This window comes from Enterobacter cloacae complex sp. 2024EL-00227 (assembly GCF_043945315.1).
Lineage (GTDB): Bacteria > Pseudomonadota > Gammaproteobacteria > Enterobacterales > Enterobacteriaceae > Enterobacter > Enterobacter roggenkampii.
Map to the genome: position 1 here is coordinate 57506 of NZ_JBIMQP010000003.1, position 23424 is coordinate 80929.

The window sequence follows — 23424 nt, forward strand, 5'->3', positions numbered from 1 at the left end:
TATGACGTTCTGGAGCATCGTGCGCCAGCGCTGCTGGGGGTTACTCCTGGTGGTGGCCGGTGTCTGTATTATCACTTTTATTATTTCACATCTGATCCCCGGCGATCCGGCCCGTCTGCTGGCCGGCGACCGCGCCAGCGACGACATCGTGCAGAACATTCGCCAGCAGCTGGGGCTGGATCAGCCGCTCTACGTTCAGTTTGGCCGCTACGTGGACGCCCTGGCCCACGGTGATTTAGGCACCTCCATCCGTACCGGACGCCCGGTTGCGGAAGACCTGAAGGCCTTTTTCCCCGCCACGCTGGAGCTGGCCTTTTGTTCCCTCCTGCTGGCGCTGGTCATCGGCGTGCCGCTGGGAATTTTATCGGCGGTGTACCGCAACCGCTGGCTGGATCACCTGGTGCGTTTGATGGCGATGACCGGGATCTCCACCCCGGCCTTCTGGCTTGGGCTGGGCGTCATTGTGCTGTTCTACGGGCACCTGCAAATCCTGCCGGGCGGCGGCAGGCTGGACGACTGGCTCGATCCGCCGACGCACGTCACCGGCTTTTATCTGCTGGACGCGCTGCTGGAAGGCAACGGCGAGGTCTTTTTCAATGCGCTGCAGCACCTGATTTTACCCTCGCTGACGCTGGCATTTGTGCATCTCGGCATCGTGGCGCGTCAGGTCCGTTCCGCGATGCTGGAGCAGCTTAGCGAAGACTACATCCGCACGGCCCGCGCCAGCGGCCTGCCCGGCTGGTATATCGTCCTGCGCTACGCCCTGCCGAATGTGATGATCCCGTCAATTACCGTGCTCGGGCTGGCGCTGGGGGATCTGCTTTACGGGGCCGTGCTGACCGAAACCGTCTTTGCCTGGCCGGGCATGGGCGCCTGGGTGGTGACGTCCATTCAGGCGCTCGATTTCCCTGCCGTGATGGGCTTTGCCGTCGTTGTTTCGCTGGCCTACGTGCTGGTTAATCTGGTGGTCGATCTGCTTTACCTGTGGATTGACCCGCGAATCGGGCGCGGAGGTGCCGAATGATGTTAACGCAGGAAACGCCCGTCCCGGTGAAAACCGCCAGACAACGCATCAACTGGGCAAAGCTGTTCTGGATGCTGCGCCAAAGTCCGCTCACGATGGTTGGCGGCGTCATTATGCTGGTGATGCTTTTCATTATGGTGGCCGCACCGTGGATCGTGCCGCACGACCCGAACGCGCTGGATCTGACCGCGCGCCTGCAGGCGCCGTCCGCGCAGCACTGGTTTGGTACCGACGAGGTGGGCCGCGATCTGTTCAGCCGCGTGCTGGCGGGCAGCCAGCAGTCCATTACCGCCGGGCTGGCGGTGGTGGTAATTGCGGGCGGCATCGGTTCGCTGCTGGGCTGTCTGTCCGGCGTGCTGGGCGGGCGCGGCGACGCCGTCATCATGCGGGTGATGGACATTATGCTCTCGATACCTTCCCTGGTGCTGACCATGGCGCTGGCCGCCGCGCTCGGGCCAAGCCTGTTTAACGCCATGCTGGCGATTGCGATTGTCCGCATTCCGTTTTACGTCCGCCTGGCGCGCGGCCAAACCCTGGTGGTGCGCCAGTTTACCTACGTGCAGGCGGCCCGCACCTTTGGCGCATCCCGCTGGCATGTGATCCGCTGGCACATCCTGCGCAACGCCCTGCCGCCGCTGATCGTGCAGGCGTCGCTGGACATCGGCAGCGCCATCCTGATGGCCGCCACGCTGGGGTTTATTGGCCTGGGCGCGCAGCAGCCGACCGCCGAATGGGGCGCGATGGTGGCCGTCGGCCGTAACTACGTTCTGGACCAGTGGTGGTACTGCGCGTTTCCCGGAGCGGCGATTTTGATTACCGCCGTGGGCTTTAACCTGTTTGGGGATGGCATCCGCGATCTGCTGGATCCGAAGTCAGGAGGTAAACAGTGATGACCGACCCGGTTCTCAAGATTGAAGACCTGCATCTGAGCTTCCCGATTTTCCGCGGCGAGGTCCACGCGCTGAACCACGTCTCGCTGGAGATCGGCAGGGGTGAAATTGTCGGCGTGGTGGGCGAATCCGGTTCGGGTAAATCCGTGACCGCCATGCTCGCCATGCGTCTGCTGCCGGAAGGCAGCTACCGCATTCATCATGGTCAGGTGAAATTACTCGGCGAAAATGTCCTGACGGCGTCCGAGAAACAGCTTCGCCAGTGGCGCGGCGCAAAGGTCGCGATGATTTTTCAGGAGCCCATGACCGCCCTCAACCCGACGCGGCGGATTGGCAAACAGATGGTCGAGGTGATCCGCCAGCATCAACCGCTTTCCCGGCGTGAGGCGCAGCAGAAGGCGATTACCCTGCTGGAAGAGATGCAAATCCCGGACGCGAAAGCGGTCATGGCGCGCTATCCGTTTGAACTCTCCGGCGGCATGCGCCAGCGGGTGATGATCGCCCTTGCCTTCTCCTGCGAGCCGGAGCTGATCGTCGCCGACGAACCAACCACCGCGCTGGACGTCACCGTTCAGCTGCAGGTGCTGCGACTGCTGAAGCACAAGGCGCGGGCCAGCGGCACCTCGGTGCTGTTTATCAGCCACGATATGGCCGTGGTGTCCCAGCTCTGCGACAGAATGTACGTGATGTATGCGGGCAGCGTGATCGAGAGCGGCACCACGCAAACGCTGATCCACCAGCCCGTGCATCCCTACTCTATTGGCCTGCTGCAGTGCGCGCCGGAAAACGGCCAGCCGCGCGCCCCGCTTCCCGCCATCCCCGGCACGGTGCCCAACCTCAGCCAGCTTCCGCAGGGATGCGCATTCCGCGAGCGCTGCTTTGCCGCCGGGGCGAAATGCAGCGAAACGCCGCGCTTAGCGCCCACCGGCGCAGAGGGCCAACAGGCCGCCTGCTGGTATCCACAACGGGAGAAAGCCCATGTCTGATGTACTGCTGGAACTGGATAGCGTGCACGTGAACTTTGCGGCGCGCAAAAACTGGCTGGGCCGCGTGACGGAACGGGTCCATGCGCTCAACGGGCTCGACCTTGAGATCCGTCGGGGAGAAACGCTTGGCATTGTCGGGGAATCCGGCTGTGGGAAAAGCACCCTCGCCCAGCTGCTGATGGGCATGCTTAAGCCCAGCACCGGCGCCTGCCAGCGGGCGCACCACGCGGGCGGCATGCAGATGGTGTTTCAGGATCCGCTCTCCTCGCTTGACCCGCGCCTGCCGGTCTGGCGAATCATCACCGAGCCGGTGTGGGTGCAAAAGCGCAGCAGCGAGCGCGACCGCCGCCAGCTGGCTGAAAACCTGGCGCTGCAGGTAGGCATTCGCCCGGAATATCTCGACCGGCTTCCGCACGCCTTCTCCGGCGGGCAGCGCCAGCGCATCGCCATCGCCCGGGCGCTCTCGTCCGATCCGGATATCATCGTGCTCGATGAACCCACCAGCGCGCTGGATATTTCCGTGCAGGCGCAGATCCTCAACCTGCTGGTGACGCTACAACAGCAGCGTAATCTGACCTACGTGTTGATCTCGCATAACGTCTCGGTGGTCCGGCACATGAGCGACCGCGTGGCGGTGATGTACCTTGGGCAGATTGTGGAGCTGGGCAGCGCCGCGCAGGTGCTTGGCGAGCCGCGCCATCCTTACACCCGCCTGCTGCTCGATTCGGTTCCGCGCACTGGTGAACCGCTGGATGAGAAGCTGGCCTTACGCAAAACGGAGCTTCCCGGCAACCGCCGTCTGCCCGAAGGCTGTTTTTTCCGCGACCGATGCCCGATGGCCGCGCAGGGGTGCGAACGTCCTCAGCCGTTACAGCCCTCTCGCGAGGGCCGTGACGTCCGCTGCTGGCGCAGTCTGGGTTAGATTTGCGCCATCCCGCCGTCCACGAACAGCTCGATGGCGTTAATAAAGCTGGCCGCATCGGAGGCCAGAAACGCCACCGCTTTACCCACCTCACCCGGCGCGCCTAAACGGCCCAGCGGCACCTGAGCGGCCAGCGCGTCGTACAGCCCCTGGCGGTGTTCTTCCGGCACGAGGTCGCCGAGGCCAGGCGTTTTGATTGGGCCCGGGCTTACCACGTTGACGCGGATCCCACGGCCCTGCAAATCCAGCGCCCAGGAGCGGGCAAAGTTGCGCACGGCGGCCTTGCTGGCGCTGTAGACGCTAAAGTTTGCCGTCCCCTTAATGGACACCGTCGAGCCGGTCAGAATAATCGAGGATCCGGCGGAGAGCAGCGGCAGCGCCTTCTGTACCGTAAACAGCACCCCGCGGACGTTAGTGCCGAAAATCCGGTCAAACTGCTCTTCGGTGATCGCGCCCAGCGGCAGCATATCGCCGCCACCCGCATTGGCGAACAGAATATCGAGGCGGCCTTCTTCTTTGGCTATCCGGGCATAGACCTCGTCCAGGTCCGCCAGTTTTGACACGTCAGCGCGAATGCCCACTGCCGTTGAAGCGATTTCAGCCACCGCCGCGTCCAGCTCGGCCTGACGTCGTCCGGTGATGTACACCTTCGCGCCCTGTGCCGCCAGCTCCTGCGCCGTGGCAAGACCGATGCCGGTGCTGCCGCCGGTGACCAGTGCGATTTTTCCTGAGAGAGTCGTGTTCATGTCATTTACCTTTTGTTGGGTTTGCGTTGGACAAACTTTAGCCCTTGCGGGATTAGTGAAAAACCAGCAAAAATGAAAATGACTATTCACATACAGAAATAATCAGAGGGAGTCTCATGGATCAGCTCATGGCGATGCGCGCCTTTACCCGGGTGGTGGAAACCGGCAGCTTTACCCGCGCGGCGGACTCGCTGAACATGCCCATCGCCACGCTGAGCAAGCTGGTGAAATCGCTTGAGACGCACCTGGAGATACGCCTCCTGCACCGAACGACTCGCCGGGTGGTCGCGACGCCGGAAGGGATGGAATACTATGAAAAAGCGCTCAGGGTCTTGATAGATATCGAAGACATCGACACCGCGTTTCGCGTTTCCCGCGCGACGCCCAAAGGGCATTTGCGGGTTGACGTGGGCGGCTCCACCGCCCGGGACGTGCTCATCCCCCTGCTGCCGGATTTTATGCGGCGCTACCCGGATATCCGCATCGACCTTGGCGTGGCCGACCGGCCGGTCGATCTCATCAGCGGTAACGTAGACTGCGTGATCCGCGGCGGCCCGCTGGACGATTCGACCCTTATCGCTCGCCATATTGGTAACGCCGAAATGGTCACCTGCGCGACGCCGGGCTACCTGAAAAACCATGGCGTTCCAGCCTATCCACAGGAGCTGTGCAACGGCCACAAGCTCATTAGCTACCTGTCGCCCGTCACCGGGCGGGCGTTTCCCTTTCGCTTCAGGCGGCATGGCGAGGCGATGGAAATCAATATCCCCCATTATCTCGGCATAAATGAAAGTAATGCCCACCTGGCGGCGGCCGTGGCAGGATTGGGGATCGTGCAGACGTTTGAGTATTCGGCAAAGCCGTATTTACAGGCGGGAACGCTGGCGGCGATCCTGAGCGACTGGCGCCCTGCCGCCTATCCATTTCACGTGGTATACCCTCAGAATCGCCATCTGACGCACCGTCTGAAGGTGTTTATTGCCTGGCTGGCGGAGGTGTTTCCCGCCGCGCTGAAGGGATAGCCGGGCGCCAGCCCGGCTGAGGCTTAGTTAAGCGTATAGTCCAGCGTAATTTCGGCTTTCAGTAGCTGCGAAACCGGGCAGCCCGCTTTGGCTTTCTGAATAATACCGTCGAACTGCTGAGGGGCGATGCCGGGAACGGTCACCTTGCTCTTCAGGGCAACCTTGGTGATGGCAAAACCGCCGTCCGTTTTATCGAGGGAGACATCCGCGGTGGTATCAATGGCGTCGGCGGTATAGCCCGCTTCGCCGAGCATCAGCGACAGCGCCATCGAGAAGCAGGCCGCATGTGCCGCGCCGATCAGCTCTTCGGGGTTGGTCCCCTTTTCACCCTCAAAACGGGTATTAAAGCCATAAGGCTGTTGATTGAGAACGCCGCTCTCGGTGGAAACCGTTCCTTTACCGCGCTTAATGTCGCCAGACCAGTGTGCCGAACCGTGCTTATGAATAGTCATTCTTGCTCTCCTTTTGGCTTACAAAGGGTTAAGTATAGACTACGCATCTGACTGCCCCTGGAACACAGACAATTCCGGGACTTACACCTGCTGTACCGACAAAAAGGATAAACCTATGGCGCTAAAAATCAGGATGGCCGTTGCGATCGCTACCCTCGCTCTATCGTTGTCTTTGCAGGCGAAAACGCCCGAGAACTTTATCTATACCAGCTCCGGCGGGCTCGACGCGGCGTTCCCGCTCGTTGTGCGAAGCGATATCGGCGGCGTACAGATCGTCTACAACTGGCGCGCGCTTGAGCCTGAGAAGGATCGCTACGATTTCTCGCGCATTGAACGGGATCTCGCGCGTCTTAAGGCTGCCAGGAAAAAGCTTTTTATCCAGATTCAGGACCGTTTCTTTGAGGCGGACGCGCGCTACGTGCCGGATTATCTGATGCACGATAAGCAATACGGAGGCGGGATTGCACTGCAGTTCGATAACCCCGGCGAAGGGAAGCCAGTCGGTTCAGGCTGGGTGGCGCGTCAGTGGGATCCCGCGGTGCGCCAGCGCTACCAGGCGCTGCTGGCCGCCCTCGCGAAACGCTTTGATGGCGAGGTATATGGCGTAAACCTGCCTGAAACCGCCATCGATCTTGACGAAAAAAATCCGCCCGCCGGATTTACCTGCGACAGTTATTTTGCGGGAGAAATGGAAAACCTGGCCTTTGCGCGCAAGGCTTTTCAGAAATCACACGTGGTGCAATACGTGAACTTCTGGCCGTGCGAATGGGATAATGACCGCAACTACATGGGGCGTCTTTTTGCGTATGCCAGCGCCAACAATGTCGGCCTCGGTGGGCCGGACATTGTTCCCAACCGCAAGGCGCATATGAAGAATGCCTATCCTTTCTTCCATAAAAATAAACAGACGCTGCCGCTTATCGCCATGGCGGTTCAGGAACCGACCCTGACCTATAAGAACCCTGAGACCGGCAAGCCCTTCACCAAAGCAGAATTTGATCGGTTCGCGGAAAATTATCTCGGGGCGGATATTATTTTCTGGAGCACGGCCTCCCCCTGGCTAAAGGCTAAGTAAACGACGGCAAACGCCGCGCTCATGCCAGATAGCGGGCCAGCTCATCAAGGAACGCCCGCAGCGCGGCAGGCTGGTATTCCCGGGACTGATAAATGCCATGGATGGCCAGCGGCTTCGGCTCCAGCCCCTCCAGTACCGGCACCAGTAATCCCTGCTCCAGCGCGGCACGCGCCTCACGCTCCGGCAGCATGGCGATACCGCAGTGCTTAATCGCCGCGTCCATCAGCAGCGAAGAGATGCTGGCGCTCAGGTTGCCGCTGACGGCCACGCTCAGGCTTTCGCCCTCCGGCGTCAGGAAGTGCCAGGACTGCCCGGCAAAAAAGCTGTAGTGCAGGCAGTTATGCCGGGCTAGTTCTTCGGGGCTGCCGGGCGTGCCGTGCTGCGCCAGATAGTCCGGCGAGGCGCAAAGGACCGAGCGACACTCCCCCAGCCGACGGGCAATCATGCCGGGTTCAGGGTTATCGGTAATGCGTACGGCAACATCAATGCGTTCTCCCACCAGGCTGACCGGATGGTTGTTCACGTCCAGCTCAATGCGCAGCTGCGGGTAGCGCGAGAGCAGACCGGGCAGGACCGGCGCAATCAGGTGCATGGCGGTAAAGTGCGCGCAGGCCACCCGCAGGGTGCCAGACGGGAGATCTTTTTCCGACTGGCCTTCAATTTCCTGCGAGATCTGCGAGAGCGTTCGCGTTTTTTGCAGCACCTTTTCGCCTGCCGCGGTCAGCGTCAGCTTGCGCGTGGAGCGGTTTACCAGCCGCGTGCCCGCCCATTTCTCCATCTGCTCAAGGTAGCGGCTCACCATTGGGCGGGAAATACCCAGCGCGCGGGCCGCCGCGCTCAAACTTCCCAGCTCGCATATGCGGTTGTAAACCTGAGCGGCAATCACGCGATCCATATCAACTCCATCTGCTCGATTTATGAAACTAAGCATGTCTTGTTTCAGGAATTCTGGCAAATGCGAATTTCCGTACAATAGAGACATTCCTGAACAACAGAGACAACAGCATGAAATTCACTCACCTTGCCCTGCTTTCCACCCTTTTCACGCCGGCTGCTTTTGCCGCGCCGTTAAGCATTGATACCTATAACCCGCAGGAGAAAGGCATTTTCGCGGTCTCCTCCACGCTGGTCTCCGGCCCGAAAGAAGCGGTGCTGTTTGACGCGCAGTTCAGCGTGAAGGATGGCGAAGCGCTGGTAGAGAAAATTCGTCAAAGCGGTAAGACCCTGAACAAGATTGTGATCACCTCCGGCGATCCGGATTTCTATTTTGGCCTGCAGCCGCTGGTCAAAGCCTTCCCGAACGCCAAAGTGGTGGCCACGCAGCACGTGGTTGATCACATCAAGGCCACTAAAGACGCCAAGCTCGCCTTCTGGGGTCCGCAGATGAAAGACGGCGCGCCAACGGAGCTGGTCGTCCCGCAGGTGCTCGCCTCCACCACGTTTATGGTTGACGGGGAGAAGATCGACATCGAACAGCCTGACAGCTATGCGGCCTATGTATGGATCCCGTCCGCAAAGACCATCCTCGGCGGCACTGGCGTAGCCTGGGGGATTCACGTCTGGACGGCGGACACCCAGACAGCGGAAAGCCGTAAGCAGTGGCAGGAAACGCTGGTGAACATGGCGGCGCACAAACCCGAGCGCGTGATCCCGGGTCACTATCTGGGTACCCCGCCAGCCGGGACGGGTGCGATTGATTTTACCCGTGACTATCTCCAGCGCTTTGAAAAGGCCTTATCCGTTCATAAAGATTCTGCGGGCGTCATCAGCACCCTGAAAAAACAGTATCCGAATCTGGCTGAAGAGAGCTCGCTGGAATTAAGCGCTAAGGTGAATACCGGCGAAATGAAGTGGTAATTTAAACGCTGCTCCTGCTATTTTTTCGAGATAGCAGGAGCACCGTCATAATATTCTCTCAGCGCCACGTCGATTTACCCCCCATTTCAAAAGCACACAAAAGCATACACTTATGTCATTTTTATTTCTAAGATGAATCTGAGCCACAACCGGGAAAATATTTGCCATTCTGTTTGTGAATTAAATTTTTTGCGAGCCGTACCATTAAACAGACAACGACACGGAGGCAGCATGTTTACTTATTACCCGGCAAATACCGCAGCAGCACAACCTGAACTCGTTAACGCGATTGCACAGGGTCTTCACGCCGAGCACGGTGCTGTGACTGAAGATGACATTTTGATGGAACTGACCAAATGGGTGGAATCCACAGATAATGACATCCTCAGTGACATCTACCAGCAGACCATTAACTACGTCGTCAGCGGGCAAAACGCACCCTTGTAAAAACCTGCTAAGCTGGATCTGCAACCTAAGGGGTTACATTTCGTTTGCGTAAGCAAACTGGTCCTTAAAACTATCAACAGGATTGAGGAGTTAATATGAAATCGAACCGTCAGGCACGTCATATTCTGGGACTGAACTACAAGCTTTCTAATCAGCGCAAAGTGGTGATTGAAGGCGACCACGAAACCCAAGTCACTCACGCCACCGGCAGAAAACGCCACGCGGGCAAGTAAGTTCCAGACTGAGATCCAGAACACCATCGGTAATCCCGGTGGTGTTTTTGTTTATGTGTTGCGGTAATTAATATTTAGCTCCTTTATAATACCGCCGGACCGCACCCCATCGCACAGGCCAGAAAGATGACAAACAGCAGTGTCAGGGACGGATCTTCATAAAAAGAGTGAGTGACATGGACAACAAACTGAAAAAACATCGTTCCTTATACATCCCATACGCCGGACCGGTTTTACTCGAATTCCCCCTGCTCAACAAAGGCAGCGCCTTCAGCATGGAAGAGCGCAGCAGCTTTAACCTGCTGGGTCTACTGCCAGAAGTGGTTGAAACCATTGAAGAACAGGCAGAGCGCGCGTGGATCCAGTACCAAGGTTTCAAAACGGAAATCGACAAACACATCTATCTGCGCAACATCCAGGACACCAACGAAACCCTCTTCTATCGCCTGGTGCAAAACCATCTCGAAGAGATGATGCCGGTGATCTACACCCCGACGGTGGGTGCCGCCTGCGAGCGTTTCTCAGAGATCTACCGCCGCTCCCGCGGGGTATTCATCTCTTATCAGAACCGTCACAACATGGACGATATTCTGCAGAACGTGCCGAACCACAATATCAAAGTGATTGTGGTGACCGACGGCGAACGTATTCTTGGCCTCGGCGACCAGGGCATTGGCGGGATGGGGATCCCTATCGGTAAACTCTCTCTGTATACCGCCTGCGGCGGCATCAGCCCGGCGTATACCCTGCCGGTGGTGCTGGACGTCGGCACCAACAACCAGCAGTTGCTCAACGACCCGCTCTATATGGGCTGGCGCCATCCGCGTATTACCGACGACGAGTACTATCAGTTTGTCGACGACTTCATTCAGGCCGTGAAGCACCGCTGGCCGGACGTGCTGCTGCAGTTCGAAGACTTCGCGCAGAAAAACGCGATGCCGCTGCTGAACCGCTATCGCGATGAGATCTGCTCCTTTAACGACGATATCCAGGGCACCGCGGCCGTGACGGTGGGTACGCTCATCGCCGCCAGCCGTGCGGCGGGAAGCCAGCTGAGCTACCAGAAAATCGTCTTCCTTGGCGCAGGCTCCGCGGGCTGCGGTATTGCCGAGCAGATTATCGCCCAGACGCAGCGCGAAGGCTTAAGCGAAGAGCTGGCCCGCTCCCGCGTCTTTATGGTGGACCGTTTCGGCCTGCTGACCGACGGCATGCCGAACCTGCTGCCGTTCCAGACCAGGCTGGTGCAGAAACGCGAAAACCTGAAAAACTGGGATACCGACAACGAAGTCCTTTCCCTGCTGGACGTGGTGCGTAACGTGAAGCCGGATATTCTGATCGGCGTTTCCGGGCAAACCGGTCTCTTCACCGAAGAGATCATTCGCGAGATGCACAAGCACTGCGAGCGCCCTATCGTGATGCCGCTGTCTAACCCGACTTCCCGCGTGGAGGCGACGCCGCAGGACATCATCGCCTGGACCGAAGGTAACGCGCTGGTGGCCACCGGCAGCCCGTTCGATCCGGTGGTGTGGAAGGATAAAACCTATCCGATTGCCCAGTGCAACAACTCCTATATCTTCCCGGGCATTGGTTTGGGCGTTATCGCCTCCGGCGCGTCCCGCATCACCGATGAAATGCTGATGTCGGCGAGCGAAACCCTGGCGGGCCACTCGCCGCTGGTCAACGACGGCGAAGGTCTGGTTCTGCCCGAGCTGAAGGACATTCACAAGGTGTCGCGCGCTATCGCGTTTGCAGTGGGTAAAATGGCGCAGCAGCAGGGCGTGGCGGTGAAAACCTCTGCCGACGCGCTGCAGCAGGCCATCGACGACAACTTCTGGAAGCCTGAATACCGCAGCTATCGCCGTACGTCGATTTGATCCGCTCCGCCCGTTCCCTCTCCCGGTGGGAGAGGGTCGTATAAGACAAATTTAAAACAAAGGCTTATATTTTTAATCACTTACTCGAATAATAGTCATTGAAAAAAAATTGAATGGCTGCTGTTGTGGGTGTTGTAATGCCTCATTATCGTATGCATTCATCTTGCTGGAAGAAGCAACAAATAATTAGTGTACGTAAATCGGTAAGTCCCCACTGCAACGGTTTACGAAATGAGCATTATGATTGCTTATGATTGCTTATGATTGCTTATGATTGCTTATGATGTGGAAGTGTGGAGTTCAAAAGAGCTTTAAGCAATGATGATGTTGAGAAGTTAAAGCTTCTATTAAAAGTTGAAAAAATAAAATCCCGCCAAAAATGGCGGGATTTTTATTAATCTTCGACCTGGCCCGTTAAAACAAATTTCTGATACTCATCTTCACGCCAGCCCAGGAACGTTCCCTGCTGCGTCCTTACGGGGTTAGTGGCTTGCTTCCGGCAGCTACGTATGGCTGGATTGCTGAACCAATATATGGTGCGCTGGAATAAAATAGCAAAGGGACTCAATAGAGCCCCTTTTTATCTTCAAAGTTCTGTCGTTCTAATTATATACTTCAGAATGCCGTTGAATTCAATGAATGATTCTAGAACGCCAGGGGCAATCTTATCTCTAATTTCAAAGGTTTTACATTCCATATTATATAAAAAGTATGACATGCTATCTTCACCAATAACAATGTTATCTTTTAAGTCCGGATCAATGAATATTTCATTATCTCTATTATAAAAGTTCATTGTATAGATATTTGACCACAGCATTTCCCCATCAGCAATCTGACTGAACCCATATATCGTCGCTGCATTAAATTCTAAACCATCAATTTTTGTATAAAAATATTTAACCTCCTCCACTTCGTCAAATAATGTTTTTATGTCTTTGTGTATATTTTTCTTTATTTCATTCCAGTCTGCGGGAGGCACGTCGCTTTGAATAAATTCCTGTATTTCTTGAGGAAGCGGTGTTGCAATATTATAATGATATTTAATCATATTGTTTTTTAAAATTTCAACTGATTTATCAATATCTTGAAAACTTATATTTTCCATTTCCATCACCTATTTACTGAAAAATGTTCCATTTGGCATAGGCCATAATGTATCAATGCTTTGACCTGGCATCAAATCTTTAGTAACGGATTTTTGTGCCCCAGTTAATGCATTATGATATGGCTTTGTTTGTATTAGTATCAAATTTCCAAAACTGTTGTCGCCCCCATCATCAAGAGGTAATTTATGATGAACCTGCCAGGAATCAGGAACACCTCCATGTGCCATTAATTCAATTTGAGAAGTATTAAAGTAATGATCAATACCTGGTTCGACTGATAAGCTTTTCATAAAATTTTTTCTGACTGTATTATCAAATTCTTTTCTAAGTGATAAATATTCATCACGTGGTCTGCGTAAGTAATTTATTTGTTCAACTTTTACATTCTGTAAGAAGACTTTTGTATTTTTTGTTTTCCCTAAAAATCCTGTTAGTTCTTCAGCCATCGCAGGATTTTTTACCAAAAGAATTGATGCAGCAGCTATACCCATTCCAATGTTAGTATCGGTCATAACGCCTTTATAACCTTCTAAAGCTTCTCCACCCAGTTGTTCAGCAGTCTTTCTAAATCCCTCAACGTTACCATTATAAACGCCGCCAGCGGCTAACAGACGCCCTACATTCTTGTTATTTATGGTCTTTGCTGACTGAGCATGTTGCTCAGGTTCAACATATCCAGGTGCGCCATACTGTATTTTCTGTGTAGGACGTGGTTTGATACGTTGATTACGCTCCAGCACTACATGATATGCGCTCAACACTGAATCACGGAATGAACATTCCCAAGAACCAGGCATAAACGGCTCGTAAACTATTTCACCGTTATCATCAAAAGAAAAAGGGTTATTATACCAAGTCCAATGTTTATCTGTATCTACAGCAACTATTCGACCGAGCAACAACTCCCTTTCTAAATCATCATAAATCGGATCATAGTACGTTAAAGGTTGCCTTTTAAATTTCTCACCAAAATGCCTATCGCCATTCCATTTTCTATTAGGTATATCAAAATATAACCTTGACTTATACGCGCTGTAGTCTAACACATAGTAATAACATGCCAATTCCAAGCCCCGCTTTGGACTCACTATATTTTCGAAGTCCAAAAGAGTAGCATCTCGCTCAAAGTCATAGATCTCACATAATCTGAACATAGTATCCCTCTATTTTTTAATCGTTATAAATGACTACAGCAATAGAGGAAATAAATATCAGCTTTATGATGCATATCATACTGGATTAACTTAAATAAAATCCGAATTGTTGAATTTTGCAATCCGGAATTTATATACTTCAAAATGCTATTTTTACTCTTCTTTTTAATCAGCGTGTTACAACAATTCTGCGATTAAATTATAGCCAGCGAGTTTGCATATCTCTCTCCCTGTGGGTCAGGGTGAGGGCAACAAACCGCACCCTCGAATACCCACTAGCCAAACCCCTTTTCCCCCGCTACACTCCTTTCATCCATTAACCCACTGAATATACAAGGAGGCCAATTATGCTGTATCGTGAAATTTTCAATGTTTCACATACATTTGGTGATCGCACCCGCTCAAGCGTTATCGGTATCGTGCTGCGATAACTTCGGCTTGAGCGAAGACACCAACCCCTGAAATCCCTTCTCTCGGGCTTACTGAGTTATCGTCAGCGATGTTTGACGAGGCATAAACATGCCTGTAACTCTTGGGTAAGCAACAATGAGCACTTTACTCACTGCACAATCTTTACGCGTTGATACGGCGTTTGGCACGCTCTTCGACTCACTCTCCTTTACGCTGAAAAAAGGCGACCGCATTGGCCTGCTGGGCGACAACGGCTGCGGTAAAAGTACGCTGCTGAAGGTGCTGGACGGCACGGATTCCCCTGCTGCCGGAACGGTAGCGCTGGCCGGGCATTGCCTGATGGCGCGCGTGGAGCAACATCTCCCGGACGCTATTTTACCGCTCACCATGCTGGATGCCGTCCTGGCCCAGCTGCCCGTAGCGGAACGGGACAGCCTGCGCTGGAAAGCCGAAACGCTGCTGGCAGGCATGGGCTTTACGCCGCAGGATATGATGCTGTACTCCGCCACGCTGAGCGGCGGGCAGCACACCCGCCTGCTGCTGGCCCGGGCGCTGATTCACGAGCCGGACCTGCTCCTGCTGGATGAACCCAGCAACCACCTTGACCTGCCGACCATGCTCTGGCTGGAGCACTTTTTACAGACCTGGTCGGGCAGCTTTGTGCTGGTCTCGCATGACAGACAGCTGCTGGATGCCGTCACCAACGGCAGCTGGATCCTGCGCGATAAAACACTGCACTACTTTGCCCTTCCCTGCACGGCGGCACGTCAGGCGCTGGAAGCCAAAGATGAGACCGACGCGCAGCGCCACAAGGCGGAGCAAAAGGAGATCGACCGCGTGACCGCCAGCGCCAAACGTCTGGCGACCTGGGGTAAGGTTTACGATAACGAAGACCTGGCCCGCAAAGCCAAACAGATGGAAAAACAGGTCGAACGGCTCAAAGAGAGCCAGACCGCGCTCACGGCGGGCAGCCCGTGGACGTTAACCCTGCGCGGCGACGCGCTGCGGGCTGACCGTCTGCTGGAGATGGAAAACCTCGGCGTCCCGCCCGCGCCTGGGCTACCGCCGCTGTTTAACATCGAAACGGCGCGGCTGAAAAGCGGCGATCGCGTGGCGATTGTCGGTCGTAACGGCTGCGGTAAATCGTCGTTGATGAAGCTTATCTGGCGACATTTTTCCGATGAACCGGCGGACAGCGGGCTGAAAATCCATCCGCGCGTCTCGCCGGGCTACTACGACCAAACGTTGCATCAGCTGCCGGACAACGCCACGCTGCTCGACGCGCTGGAGCCTTTTGCACCGGATCCGCAGAACCGCAAAATGGCGCTCATCAGCGCCGGGTTCCCGTGGTCCCGCCATGGGCAGAAAGTCAGCACGCTCAGCGGCGGCGAACGCTCGCGCCTGCTGTTCGTGGGCCTGACGCTTGCCCGCTACAGCCTGCTGATGCTGGATGAGCCCACCAACCACCTGGACATGGAAGGCAAAGAGGCGCTGGCGCACACCCTTCAACAGTTCGAAGGCGGCGTCCTGCTGGTCAGCCATGACCGTCAGTTAATTAGCCAAAGCTGCAACCGTTTCTGGCTGATTGAGGACGGTACGCTGAGCGAATGGCACGATGCAGAAGCGGTGTTTGAGCGGCTGCGTGAACGCGCGGGGCTGGTGACAGCCACTGCGCCCGCTGTCGCCGCGACGGTTCACCCCTCGCCGCATGACGATCTGCTTGAGCGGCTGATCGCGCTGGAAACGCTGCTGGAAGACGATCTGGCGCGCAAGCCAAAGCATCAAAAGCCGCAGCTCCAGGCGCAATGGCGTAAAGAGATTGAGGAGATAGAAGCCCAGCTGTAAGTCTGCGCCCGGCGAGCACCTCGCCGGGCCAGCATTTTCCCCCCTTAATTATTAGAGGATCGCCGTATTCTTAATCTGAAATCGAATCAAATGATGACATTATGTTGCCGCAGCCTTGCATTACCAGGCTAATGTATTAATCCTTAAGGGGTATTACACCTGCTATGCAGATTCTTATCATGAACAAGGAGATACACATGAAGGCTGCTGTTGTCACTCAGGACCACCAGGTCAGCGTCACCGAAAAAACCTTACGCCCGCTAAAGCATGGGGAAGCCCTGCTGAAGATGGAGTGCTGTGGCGTATGCCATACCGATCTTCACGTGAAGAACGGTGATTTTGGCGACAAGACCGGGGTTATCCTGGGCCATGAAGGAATTGGTATCGTGAAAGAAGTCGGCCCTGGCGTGAAGTCGCTGAAAGTCGGCGACCGCGCAAGCGTGGCCTGGTTCTTTGAAGGCTGCGGCCACTGCGAATACTGTAATTCCGGCAACGAAACCCTGTGCCGTGACGTGAAAAACGCCGGTTACTCCGTTGACGGCGGCATGGCGGAAGAGTGCATCGTCACCGCGGATTACGCGGTAAAAGTGCCGGACGGTCTGGATTCGGCGGCGGCCAGCAGCATTACCTGCGCTGGCGTGACCACCTACAAAGCGGTGAAGGTGTCGGGTATTAAGCCGGGCCAGTGGATTGCGATTTACGGTCTGGGCGGGCTGGGCAACCTTGCGCTGCAGTACGCCAAAAACGTCTTTAACGCCAAAGTCATCGCCCTTGACGTTAACGACGAACAGCTGAAGCTGGCGGCCAGCATGGGCGCGGACCTCACCATCAACTCCCGCAGCGAAGATGCCGCTAAGATTGTGCAGGAAAAAACCGGCGGCGCGCATGCCGCAGTCGTCACTGCCGTCGCAAAAGCAGCATTCAACTCTGCCGTTGATGCCGTGCGTGCCGGTGGCCGCGTGGTCGCGGTTGGCCTGCCGCCGGAAGCGATGAGCCTCGATATTCCGCGTCTGGTGCTGGACGGCATTCAGGTGGTGGGTTCGCTGGTCGGCACCCGCCAGGACCTGCAGGAAGCGTTCCAGTTCGCCGCTGAAGGTAAAGTGGTGCCGAAAGTAACGATGCGTCCGATCGAGGACATCAACGCCATCTTTAAAGAGATGGAACAGGGCCAGATCCGTGGCCGTATGGTGATCGACTTACGTTCGTAATCGTTCACCGTTCATCACCGCTCCTCTCCGGGGCGGTTTTTTTATAGCCATTTTCCGGCAATCCTTATCTTAATTCCTTTGTTCCCTTGTTTTCCCCCGCGCCCGATGATGAATCCGACGCTAACAAGAAGATAACAAAGGAATTCACCATGCAAACCCCATTTCGTCTGCCGCTGCTGACGGCGCTGATTCTGACGACCACCGCCGCCTGGTCCGCGGATGCGCCTGTTAAAGGCGGCACGCTGATTTATCTGGAGCAACAGGCGCACACCAACCTCTATCCGCCTGCCGGCGGCTTCTACCCGAACGGCGGCATTCTGAACCAGATCACCGACAAACTGACGTGGCAAAACCCAAAGACGCTGCAGGTCGAACCGTGGGTGGCCGAAAGCTGGACCACCAACGCCGATAAAACCGAATACACCTTCAAAATTCGCCCGGGGATCACCTTCTCCGACGGCACGCCGCTGGACGCCAACGCCGTAGCAAAAAACTTTGATACCTACGGCTTAGGCAACAAGGCGCAGCGCCTGCCGGTGTCAGAAGTGATCAATAACTACGATCGCAGCGAAGTGGTCGACCCGCTGACCGTGAAGTTCTACTTCAAAAAACCGTCACCGGGGTTCCTGCAGGGCACGGCCACGATTGGCTCGGGCCTGGTCTCGCTCAGCACGCTGAAGCGCAACTTTGAAGAGCTGGGTGACGCCCGGCATATCATCGGCTCCGGCCCGTTTGTGGTGAAGGACGAGAAGCTGGGTCGCGAAGTGACGCTGGAAGCGCGTAAGGACTACCAGTGGGGGCCAAAAAATCTGGCGCAACAGGGGCCAGCCAATCTTGATGGCATCAAGTTTATCGTGACTCAGGAAGACAGCGTGCGCGTCGGCGCCCTGCTGGCCGGTCAGGCCGACTTTATTCGCCAGGTGCAGGCGTATGACGAAAAGCAGGCGACAGACCAGGGCTATAAAATCTACGCCGCCCCAACGCGCGGGGTGAACGACAGCATCAGCTTCCGCCCGGATAACCCGCTGGTCTCCGATATTCGCGTCCGCCAGGCGCTGCTGCATGCCACCAATGCAAAACAGGTGGTTGAGACCCTCTTCTCGGCTAACTATCCGCAGGCGAAGTCGGTGATTGCCGATTCCGCCGCTGGCTTTGTCGATCTCAGCGACAAATTGTCCTTTGACCCGGCTAAATCTAACCAGCTGCTGGACGAGGCGGGCTGGAAAGCGGGCAGCGACGGCATCCGCGCCAAAGACGGCCAGCGGCTGGCGCTGACGGTATATGAATCCCTGCCGCAGCCGCAAAATAAAGAGGTGCTGCAGCTGGTTGCCCAGCAGTGGCGTCAGGTGGGCGTGGCGCTGAGCGTGAAAGCCGGTGACGCAGGCAGCCGCACGCTGGATAACCTTGATCCGCTGAAGACCCCGTTAACCGTCTCCGAAGTGGGCCGCGCCGATCCTGACGTGGTGAAAAGCATGTTCTACCCCGCTAACCGCGACGCGCTGCTGCAAAAAGGCGGCTCCAGTGACAAGGTCAAAAGCTTCCGTGACGACAAGCTGAATGCGCTGCTGGTGGATATCTCCGCCGAAGTCGACCCGCAAAAACGCCTGCAGCTGACCGGCGATGCCCAGCGCTACCTGCTGGATAACGCCTACGTCATTCCGATTTTCGAGGAGCCGCAGGTCTTTGCCGGTGCGCCGTGGCTGAAAGGCGTCAGTTTTGAAGCGGTCGGCCGCCCGTCGTTCTACGGCGCGTGGCTTGAGAAACACTGAGGAGCTGACGATGCGCCACGCACTTCTTCAACGCTTTGGGCACGGGCTGCTGGTGTTGTGGGCCGCCTTTACCCTCTCGTTCGTGTTGCTCCAGGTGCTGCCGGGCGACGCGGTGCTGATTAAATTTCAGAACCCCGACCTGGGCTTGAGCCCGGCGCAAATCGAGGAGATGCGCGTGGCCTACGGCGCGGACAGCCCGCTGTGGCAGCAATACGGCCACACGCTGCTGGCGATGCTGCGCGGGGATTTCGGCTACTCGTTACAGGCAGGCGTGCCGGTCAGCGAGCTGATTGCCAGCAATCTGCCGGATACCCTGAGCCTCGCCCTGCCCGCCTTTTTACTCGCGGTCCTGCTGGCGTTTGCGCTGGCCTTTGCGTCGCGCCTGCCGGGTCTGCGCTGGCTAAGTAATACCCTACAGTCGCTGCCGGTCCTGTTTATCTCCTTACCGACGTTCTGGCTGGGGATTGCCCTCATCCAGCTCTTTTCTTTCCAGCTGCGGCTGATACCGGTGATTAACCCGACGCCGCTGCAGGGGCTGATCCTGCCGATCGTGACCGTCGCGATCCCGATCTCCGCCCCGCTGGCGCAAATCCTGATGCGCAGCCTGGACCAGGTGGCGACGCAGCCGTTTGTCGCCGTGGCCCGCGCCAAAGGGCTGAGTGAAACCGCCGTCCTGTGGCGTCACGTCACCGGCAACGCGCTGCTGCCGGTACTCAATATTGCCGGGCTGCTGCTGGGCGAGCTGATTGCCGGAGCACTGATCACCGAAACCGTATTTGGCCGCAGCGGGCTCGGGCAGCTAACCCAGCAGGCGGTAAATAACCAGGACATCGCCGTGCTTCAGGCGGTGGTGATGATTTCCGCCCTCGGCTTTGTCCTGATCAATCTGCTGGTGGACCTGCTGATGCCGCTGCTGGATCCCCGTCTGCAAACCGTTACCGGAGGTGCATCATGAGCCTGGTCGATTACGCTGCCGCGGCGCGAAAACGCGTTCCCGGCTGGCAGGGCGTCGCGTGGCAGCCGGGACTGTGGCTGGCGTGGGCGGTGATTATTCTCGCGGTTTTTGCCGCCGTGGCGCCCGGCCTGTTAACCCACTACAGCCCGATTGAGGGCATCGCCGGAGCGCAACGTCTGGCGCCGCAGGCGGGCCACTGGCTCGGCACCGATCAGCTTGGCCGCGATGTTTACACCCGTATTGTGTACGGTGCGTCCCACTCCCTGAGCGCGGCGCTCGCTGCCGTCACGATGGGGCTGGTGGTGGGCACCGGTCTCGGGGTGATCGCCGGGGCGTTCGCAGGACGCGTCGAGTCTTTCCTGATGCGTTTTGTCGACGTGCTGTTGTCCATTCCGTCTCTGCTGCTCTCGCTGACGGTCATTATTCTGCTCGGGTTTGGCACCGTTAACGCCGCCATTGCCGTCGGCGTGGCTTCTATTGCCAGCTTCGCCCGCCTCGCGCGCGGTGAAGTGGTGCGCATCCGCCATACGGATTATGTCGAGGCGGCGTTCGGCAGCGGCGGGACGTTCCTGGCGGTGCTGTGGCGACACATCCTGCCCAACGCCTTAACCGCCGTCCTTGCCTTTGCCACGCTGCAGTTTGGTCAGGCCATTCTGGCCCTCTCCACGCTGAGCTTTCTCGGCTACGGCACCCCGCCGCCCGTACCGGAATGGGGCTTATTGATCGCCGAAGGCCGTAACTATCTCTCTACCGCCTGGTGGCTAACCACCTTCCCCGGCGTGGTCGTCATCGCCGTCGTGCTGGCCACCAACCGTATCAGCCAGCAGTTCAGCGGAGGCCTGAAATGACCGTACTCTCGGTAGAAAACCTGACCATCAGCTACCGTACCGCGCGCCAGTGGCGCGAGGTGGTGCATAACGTCAGCTTCGCCCTTCGGCGGGGGGAAATGCTGGCCTTTGTCGGCGAATCCGGTTCCGGCAAAACGACCACGGCGCAGGCGATCATTGGCCTGCTGGCGGATAACGCCCGTCGGGATGCGGGGAAAATCGTGCTCAACGGCGAGGAGATTAGCCGGTGGTCAGCGAAGCGTCTCGATACCCTTCGCGGCGCGCGAATCAGCCTGGTTCCGCAGGATCCGGGTAATTCACTCAATCCGGTAAAGACGATCGGCGCGCAGGTCGGGGAAATTATTCAGCTGCACCAGAAGATGACTCACGCCCAACGCGACGAGCAGGTGCTCGCCCTGCTGAAAAAGGTCGGCCTGAGCCACCCCGAACAGCGCATGAAGCAGTATCCGCATCAGCTCTCCGGCGGGATGAAACAGCGCGTGCTGATTGCCATCGCCATTGCCCTGAGCCCGGACGTCATCATTGCCGATGAGCCCACCAGCGCGCTGGACGTGACGGTGCAAAAACGCATTCTCGACCTGCTGGATATCCTGCGCCGGGAATCGGGCACCGCCGTTCTGTTTGTCACCCACGATCTGGCCCTGGCAGCCCAGCGCGCGGACAGGCTGCTGGTGTTTCGCAACGGTGAGGTTCAGGAGCACGGCGACACCGCCGATATCGTCCGCACGCCGCAGCACGCCTACACCCGTCAGCTGCTGAGCGATCTTCAGGGCCAGCGCCTGACCATCGCCCCGGTAGCCGGTCTCCCGCTCGCGTCACCGGCCATTCGCGCCCGCGCCATCAGCAAACGGTTCTCGCTGGGTAAAGGTCATCAGCTTCAGGCGCTGGATCGGGTGACGTTTGACGTCAGACGCGGCAGCACGCATGCGCTGGTCGGTGAATCCGGCTCCGGGAAAACCACCCTCGCCCGTATTTTGCTGGGTTTTGAACAGGCGGATAACGGACAGGTCATTATTGATGACATTGATGCCACCGACCTCAGCCGCGAGGCCCGCCGTCAGCTGCGCCAGAAGATCCAGTTTGTTTACCAGAACCCGTTCGCCTCTCTCGACCCGCGTCAGACGCTGTTCGAGATCATCGAAGAGCCCCTGAAGAACTTTTCTCGCCTCGCCAAGGCGGAGCGAAAGGCCCGGGTGGAGACCGTGGCGCAGCGGGTTGCCCTGCCCGTCGAACTCCTGACCCGCACCGCCAGAGAGCTTTCAGGCGGGCAGCGCCAGCGCGTGGCCATCGCCCGGGCGTTGATCCTGGAGCCGACCATTCTGGTGCTGGACGAAGCCACCTCCGCGCTGGACGTCACCGTCCAGGCGCAGATCCTGGCGCTGCTTCAGCAGCTGCAGCAGCAGTTGGGGTTGACCTACCTGTTCATCACGCACGATCTCTCTACCGTTCGCCGGATCGCCCACAGCGTCACGGTGCTGCGCAGCGGTCAGGTGGTCGAACACGGTGACGTCGAGACCTTATTCACGTCACCGCAGAACGACTATACCCGCGAGCTGATTGCCGCCATTCCCCATTTTTCACCCGCTACGGAGGAGTTCGCATGACGCGAAAACGCCTGGGATTTTTCACCCGCCTGCTTGACGACGCCACGCCGAAAGAGCGCTATCGACTGGCTACAGAACAGATCCGCCACGCCGAACGCCACGGTTTTGACAGCGCCTGGATTGCCCAGCACCACTTCCACGAAAGTGAAGGCGGCCTGCCGTCGCCGCTGCTGTTTCTGGCCCACGTGGCGGCGCATACCGAAACCATTCGGCTGGGCACGGCCATCATCACCCTGCCGATGGAAAACCCGCTGCGCGTGGCGGAAGATGCGGCGGTGCTGGATTTACTCGCCGATGGACGTCTCGAAGTCGGTTTTGGTTCGGGCGGCACGCCGACCTCTTTCCTGCCGTTCGGACTGACGTTTGAACAACGCGGCGCGGCCTTTGCCGACCATTTACATGTGATCCAGAGCGCCTGGCGCGGGGATTCGCTTACCCATCCGGATAACCACCTCTACCCGCCAGCGCCACAGCTGGCTGACAGGATCTGGATTGCCACCTTTTCCGTCGACGGCGCCGTTCGCGCCGCACGGGCCGGACACGGGTTAATGCTCTCCCGCACGCAGCCGCGTCCGGCAGACCAGTTGGATCTCACGCTCGACGCGATCCAGAACCCGATTGTGGATGCCTACCTTGAGGCCCTGCCTGCCGGTATCGCACCGCGTATTCTGGCCTCCCGTACGGCATTCGTCGCCGACAGCGATGACTATGCGCTGAAGGTTGCGACGCCGGGTCTCACCAGACAGGCCCAGCAGCATCGCGCTGCCGGACACGCGGTTAAGGGTGACACCGTCACCGATTTTCGTCGCCAGTTCGACGCCCACATCGGTTCGCCCGAGATGGTGCTGCGTTCGCTGCAGGCCGATTCCGTCCTCCGGCGCGCCACGGACATCTCATTCCAGGTCCATTCGGTCGAGCCCACCCATCGCGACACCCTGCGCTCTATCGAACTGATCGCCGAACATATTGCCCCCCACATCCTTTGAGGAGACA

The 23424-nt window shown here is 57.4% G+C and carries 22 protein-coding genes; 17 read left to right on the forward strand and 5 right to left on the reverse strand.

Annotated features, from left to right (window positions below; genetic code table 11):
* The first annotated feature begins 1 nt into the window (after position 1).
* The 4 genes from ACHH0Z_RS05995 to ACHH0Z_RS06010 are packed head-to-tail and all read left to right on the forward strand — an operon-like array spanning position 2 to position 3822.
* Entirely contained in the window at positions 2-1024 is a 1023-nt protein-coding gene (locus ACHH0Z_RS05995; RefSeq protein ID WP_045410267.1) for an ABC transporter permease, read from the forward strand.
* Complete coding sequence (ddpC, locus tag ACHH0Z_RS06000; protein ID WP_008501703.1) at positions 1021-1914, forward strand: D,D-dipeptide ABC transporter permease; 894 nt, start codon at positions 1021-1023, stop codon at positions 1912-1914. The genes ACHH0Z_RS05995 and ddpC overlap by 4 nt, the downstream gene beginning before the upstream one ends.
* Positions 1914-2900: an ABC transporter ATP-binding protein gene (locus ACHH0Z_RS06005; RefSeq protein ID WP_045370926.1), complete on the forward strand. Its 987-nt coding sequence runs from the start codon at positions 1914-1916 to the stop codon at positions 2898-2900. The genes ddpC and ACHH0Z_RS06005 overlap by 1 nt, the downstream gene beginning before the upstream one ends.
* Positions 2893-3822 carry an ABC transporter ATP-binding protein gene (locus ACHH0Z_RS06010; protein WP_045410268.1) on the forward strand — a complete coding sequence of 310 codons (930 nt, stop codon included), beginning with the start codon at positions 2893-2895 and terminating at the stop codon, positions 3820-3822. Before ACHH0Z_RS06005 ends, ACHH0Z_RS06010 begins: the two co-directional genes overlap by 8 nt.
* Here ACHH0Z_RS06010 and ACHH0Z_RS06015 read toward each other — a convergent pair.
* A complete protein-coding gene (locus tag ACHH0Z_RS06015; RefSeq protein WP_039266458.1) occupies positions 3819-4568 on the reverse strand; it encodes an SDR family NAD(P)-dependent oxidoreductase in 750 nt (249 codons plus the stop codon). The genes ACHH0Z_RS06010 and ACHH0Z_RS06015 overlap by 4 nt on opposite strands.
* Positions 4569-4684: 116 nt before the next feature.
* Here ACHH0Z_RS06015 and ACHH0Z_RS06020 point away from each other — a divergent pair, with 116 nt between their 5' ends.
* Positions 4685-5590 carry a LysR family transcriptional regulator gene (locus tag ACHH0Z_RS06020; RefSeq protein WP_044596480.1) on the forward strand — a complete coding sequence of 302 codons (906 nt, stop codon included), beginning with the start codon at positions 4685-4687 and terminating at the stop codon, positions 5588-5590.
* Positions 5591-5613: 23 nt separating this feature from the next.
* Here ACHH0Z_RS06020 and ACHH0Z_RS06025 read toward each other — a convergent pair whose 3' ends face one another.
* The gene (locus tag ACHH0Z_RS06025; protein WP_008501708.1) at positions 5614-6042 is read right to left on the reverse strand and encodes an OsmC family protein; all 429 of its coding nucleotides are present in this window, start codon (positions 6040-6042) and stop codon (positions 5614-5616) included.
* A 115-nt stretch (positions 6043-6157) separates the two neighbouring features.
* On the opposite strand from ACHH0Z_RS06025, the gene ACHH0Z_RS06030 reads away from it, so the two are divergent.
* Complete coding sequence (locus ACHH0Z_RS06030; protein WP_045410270.1) at positions 6158-7117, forward strand: hypothetical protein; 960 nt, start codon at positions 6158-6160, stop codon at positions 7115-7117.
* A gap of 19 nt (positions 7118-7136) precedes the next feature.
* Here the strand turns inward: ACHH0Z_RS06030 and ACHH0Z_RS06035 are convergent, their stop codons facing one another.
* Positions 7137-8012, reverse strand: a complete 876-nt coding sequence (locus ACHH0Z_RS06035; RefSeq protein WP_045410272.1) for a LysR family transcriptional regulator — start codon at positions 8010-8012, stop codon at positions 7137-7139.
* Positions 8013-8122: 110 nt separating this feature from the next.
* Here ACHH0Z_RS06035 and ACHH0Z_RS06040 point away from each other — a divergent pair, with 110 nt between their 5' ends.
* The 4 genes from ACHH0Z_RS06040 (at position 8123) to ACHH0Z_RS06055 (ending at position 11528) form a co-directional block, all read left to right on the forward strand.
* Positions 8123-8974 (forward strand): Vmh family MBL fold metallo-hydrolase, encoded by an 852-nt coding sequence (locus ACHH0Z_RS06040; protein WP_025911005.1) that lies wholly within the window; start codon positions 8123-8125, stop codon positions 8972-8974.
* Between the two features lie 231 nt (positions 8975-9205).
* Positions 9206-9421 carry a biofilm-dependent modulation protein gene (bdm, locus tag ACHH0Z_RS06045; RefSeq protein ID WP_013096534.1) on the forward strand — a complete coding sequence of 72 codons (216 nt, stop codon included), beginning with the start codon at positions 9206-9208 and terminating at the stop codon, positions 9419-9421.
* 95 nt (positions 9422-9516) lie between these two features.
* The gene (gene sra, locus ACHH0Z_RS06050; protein ID WP_008501714.1) at positions 9517-9654 is read left to right on the forward strand and encodes a stationary-phase-induced ribosome-associated protein; all 138 of its coding nucleotides are present in this window, start codon (positions 9517-9519) and stop codon (positions 9652-9654) included.
* Between the two features lie 176 nt (positions 9655-9830).
* Positions 9831-11528: an NAD-dependent malic enzyme gene (locus tag ACHH0Z_RS06055; protein WP_044596484.1), complete on the forward strand. Its 1698-nt coding sequence runs from the start codon at positions 9831-9833 to the stop codon at positions 11526-11528.
* A gap of 586 nt (positions 11529-12114) precedes the next feature.
* On the opposite strand, the gene ACHH0Z_RS06060 is transcribed toward ACHH0Z_RS06055, so the two are convergent.
* Together ACHH0Z_RS06060 and ACHH0Z_RS06065 are read right to left on the reverse strand one after the other, a co-directional pair.
* Positions 12115-12642, reverse strand: a complete 528-nt coding sequence (locus ACHH0Z_RS06060; protein WP_032622941.1) for a YrhA family protein — start codon at positions 12640-12642, stop codon at positions 12115-12117.
* Positions 12643-12645: 3 nt separating this feature from the next.
* Positions 12646-13791, reverse strand: a complete 1146-nt coding sequence (locus tag ACHH0Z_RS06065) for an HNH endonuclease signature motif containing protein (RefSeq protein ID WP_039025266.1) — start codon at positions 13789-13791, stop codon at positions 12646-12648.
* A gap of 546 nt (positions 13792-14337) precedes the next feature.
* Here ACHH0Z_RS06065 and ACHH0Z_RS06070 point away from each other — a divergent pair.
* The 7 genes from ACHH0Z_RS06070 to ACHH0Z_RS06100 all read left to right on the forward strand — a co-directional run bounded on the left by ACHH0Z_RS06070 (position 14338) and on the right by ACHH0Z_RS06100 (position 23417).
* A complete protein-coding gene (locus tag ACHH0Z_RS06070; protein ID WP_008501718.1) occupies positions 14338-16047 on the forward strand; it encodes an ABC-F family ATP-binding cassette domain-containing protein in 1710 nt (569 codons plus the stop codon).
* A gap of 197 nt (positions 16048-16244) precedes the next feature.
* Positions 16245-17255 (forward strand): alcohol dehydrogenase AdhP, encoded by a 1011-nt coding sequence (gene adhP, locus ACHH0Z_RS06075; RefSeq protein ID WP_023327537.1) that lies wholly within the window; start codon positions 16245-16247, stop codon positions 17253-17255.
* A gap of 149 nt (positions 17256-17404) precedes the next feature.
* Entirely contained in the window at positions 17405-19024 is a 1620-nt protein-coding gene (locus tag ACHH0Z_RS06080; RefSeq protein ID WP_045410274.1) for a TIGR04028 family ABC transporter substrate-binding protein, read from the forward strand.
* A gap of 10 nt (positions 19025-19034) precedes the next feature.
* Complete coding sequence (locus ACHH0Z_RS06085; RefSeq protein WP_023327539.1) at positions 19035-19979, forward strand: ABC transporter permease; 945 nt, start codon at positions 19035-19037, stop codon at positions 19977-19979.
* Positions 19976-20827 carry an ABC transporter permease gene (locus tag ACHH0Z_RS06090; RefSeq protein WP_023344202.1) on the forward strand — a complete coding sequence of 284 codons (852 nt, stop codon included), beginning with the start codon at positions 19976-19978 and terminating at the stop codon, positions 20825-20827. Before ACHH0Z_RS06085 ends, ACHH0Z_RS06090 begins: the two co-directional genes overlap by 4 nt.
* Positions 20824-22431, forward strand: a complete 1608-nt coding sequence (locus ACHH0Z_RS06095) for an ABC transporter ATP-binding protein (RefSeq protein ID WP_045410276.1) — start codon at positions 20824-20826, stop codon at positions 22429-22431. Before ACHH0Z_RS06090 ends, ACHH0Z_RS06095 begins: the two co-directional genes overlap by 4 nt.
* Positions 22428-23417, forward strand: coding sequence for a putative FMN-dependent luciferase-like monooxygenase (locus tag ACHH0Z_RS06100; RefSeq protein WP_045410278.1), 990 nt, complete (start codon positions 22428-22430; stop codon positions 23415-23417). The genes ACHH0Z_RS06095 and ACHH0Z_RS06100 overlap by 4 nt, the downstream gene beginning before the upstream one ends.
* Positions 23418-23424: the final 7 nt, after the last annotated feature.

What these genes read in the sequence shown, in the direction of transcription:
- ACHH0Z_RS05995 (WP_045410267.1), top strand. Translation starts at nt 2, where the DNA reads ATGACGTTCTGGAGCATCGTGCGCCAGCGCTGCTGGGGGTTACTCCTG.
- ddpC (WP_008501703.1), top strand. Translation starts at nt 1,021, where the DNA reads ATGATGTTAACGCAGGAAACGCCCGTCCCGGTGAAAACCGCCAGACAA.
- ACHH0Z_RS06005 (WP_045370926.1), top strand. Translation starts at nt 1,914, where the DNA reads ATGACCGACCCGGTTCTCAAGATTGAAGACCTGCATCTGAGCTTCCCG.
- ACHH0Z_RS06010 (WP_045410268.1), top strand. Translation starts at nt 2,893, where the DNA reads ATGTCTGATGTACTGCTGGAACTGGATAGCGTGCACGTGAACTTTGCG.
- ACHH0Z_RS06015 (WP_039266458.1), bottom strand. Translation starts at nt 4,568, where the DNA reads ATGAACACGACTCTCTCAGGAAAAATCGCACTGGTCACCGGCGGCAGC.
- ACHH0Z_RS06020 (WP_044596480.1), top strand. Translation starts at nt 4,685, where the DNA reads ATGGATCAGCTCATGGCGATGCGCGCCTTTACCCGGGTGGTGGAAACC.
- ACHH0Z_RS06025 (WP_008501708.1), bottom strand. Translation starts at nt 6,042, where the DNA reads ATGACTATTCATAAGCACGGTTCGGCACACTGGTCTGGCGACATTAAG.
- ACHH0Z_RS06030 (WP_045410270.1), top strand. Translation starts at nt 6,158, where the DNA reads ATGGCGCTAAAAATCAGGATGGCCGTTGCGATCGCTACCCTCGCTCTA.
- ACHH0Z_RS06035 (WP_045410272.1), bottom strand. Translation starts at nt 8,012, where the DNA reads ATGGATCGCGTGATTGCCGCTCAGGTTTACAACCGCATATGCGAGCTG.
- ACHH0Z_RS06040 (WP_025911005.1), top strand. Translation starts at nt 8,123, where the DNA reads ATGAAATTCACTCACCTTGCCCTGCTTTCCACCCTTTTCACGCCGGCT.
- bdm (WP_013096534.1), top strand. Translation starts at nt 9,206, where the DNA reads ATGTTTACTTATTACCCGGCAAATACCGCAGCAGCACAACCTGAACTC.
- sra (WP_008501714.1), top strand. Translation starts at nt 9,517, where the DNA reads ATGAAATCGAACCGTCAGGCACGTCATATTCTGGGACTGAACTACAAG.
- ACHH0Z_RS06055 (WP_044596484.1), top strand. Translation starts at nt 9,831, where the DNA reads ATGGACAACAAACTGAAAAAACATCGTTCCTTATACATCCCATACGCC.
- ACHH0Z_RS06060 (WP_032622941.1), bottom strand. Translation starts at nt 12,642, where the DNA reads ATGGAAATGGAAAATATAAGTTTTCAAGATATTGATAAATCAGTTGAA.
- ACHH0Z_RS06065 (WP_039025266.1), bottom strand. Translation starts at nt 13,791, where the DNA reads ATGTTCAGATTATGTGAGATCTATGACTTTGAGCGAGATGCTACTCTT.
- ACHH0Z_RS06070 (WP_008501718.1), top strand. Translation starts at nt 14,338, where the DNA reads ATGAGCACTTTACTCACTGCACAATCTTTACGCGTTGATACGGCGTTT.
- adhP (WP_023327537.1), top strand. Translation starts at nt 16,245, where the DNA reads ATGAAGGCTGCTGTTGTCACTCAGGACCACCAGGTCAGCGTCACCGAA.
- ACHH0Z_RS06080 (WP_045410274.1), top strand. Translation starts at nt 17,405, where the DNA reads ATGCAAACCCCATTTCGTCTGCCGCTGCTGACGGCGCTGATTCTGACG.
- ACHH0Z_RS06085 (WP_023327539.1), top strand. Translation starts at nt 19,035, where the DNA reads ATGCGCCACGCACTTCTTCAACGCTTTGGGCACGGGCTGCTGGTGTTG.
- ACHH0Z_RS06090 (WP_023344202.1), top strand. Translation starts at nt 19,976, where the DNA reads ATGAGCCTGGTCGATTACGCTGCCGCGGCGCGAAAACGCGTTCCCGGC.
- ACHH0Z_RS06095 (WP_045410276.1), top strand. Translation starts at nt 20,824, where the DNA reads ATGACCGTACTCTCGGTAGAAAACCTGACCATCAGCTACCGTACCGCG.
- ACHH0Z_RS06100 (WP_045410278.1), top strand. Translation starts at nt 22,428, where the DNA reads ATGACGCGAAAACGCCTGGGATTTTTCACCCGCCTGCTTGACGACGCC.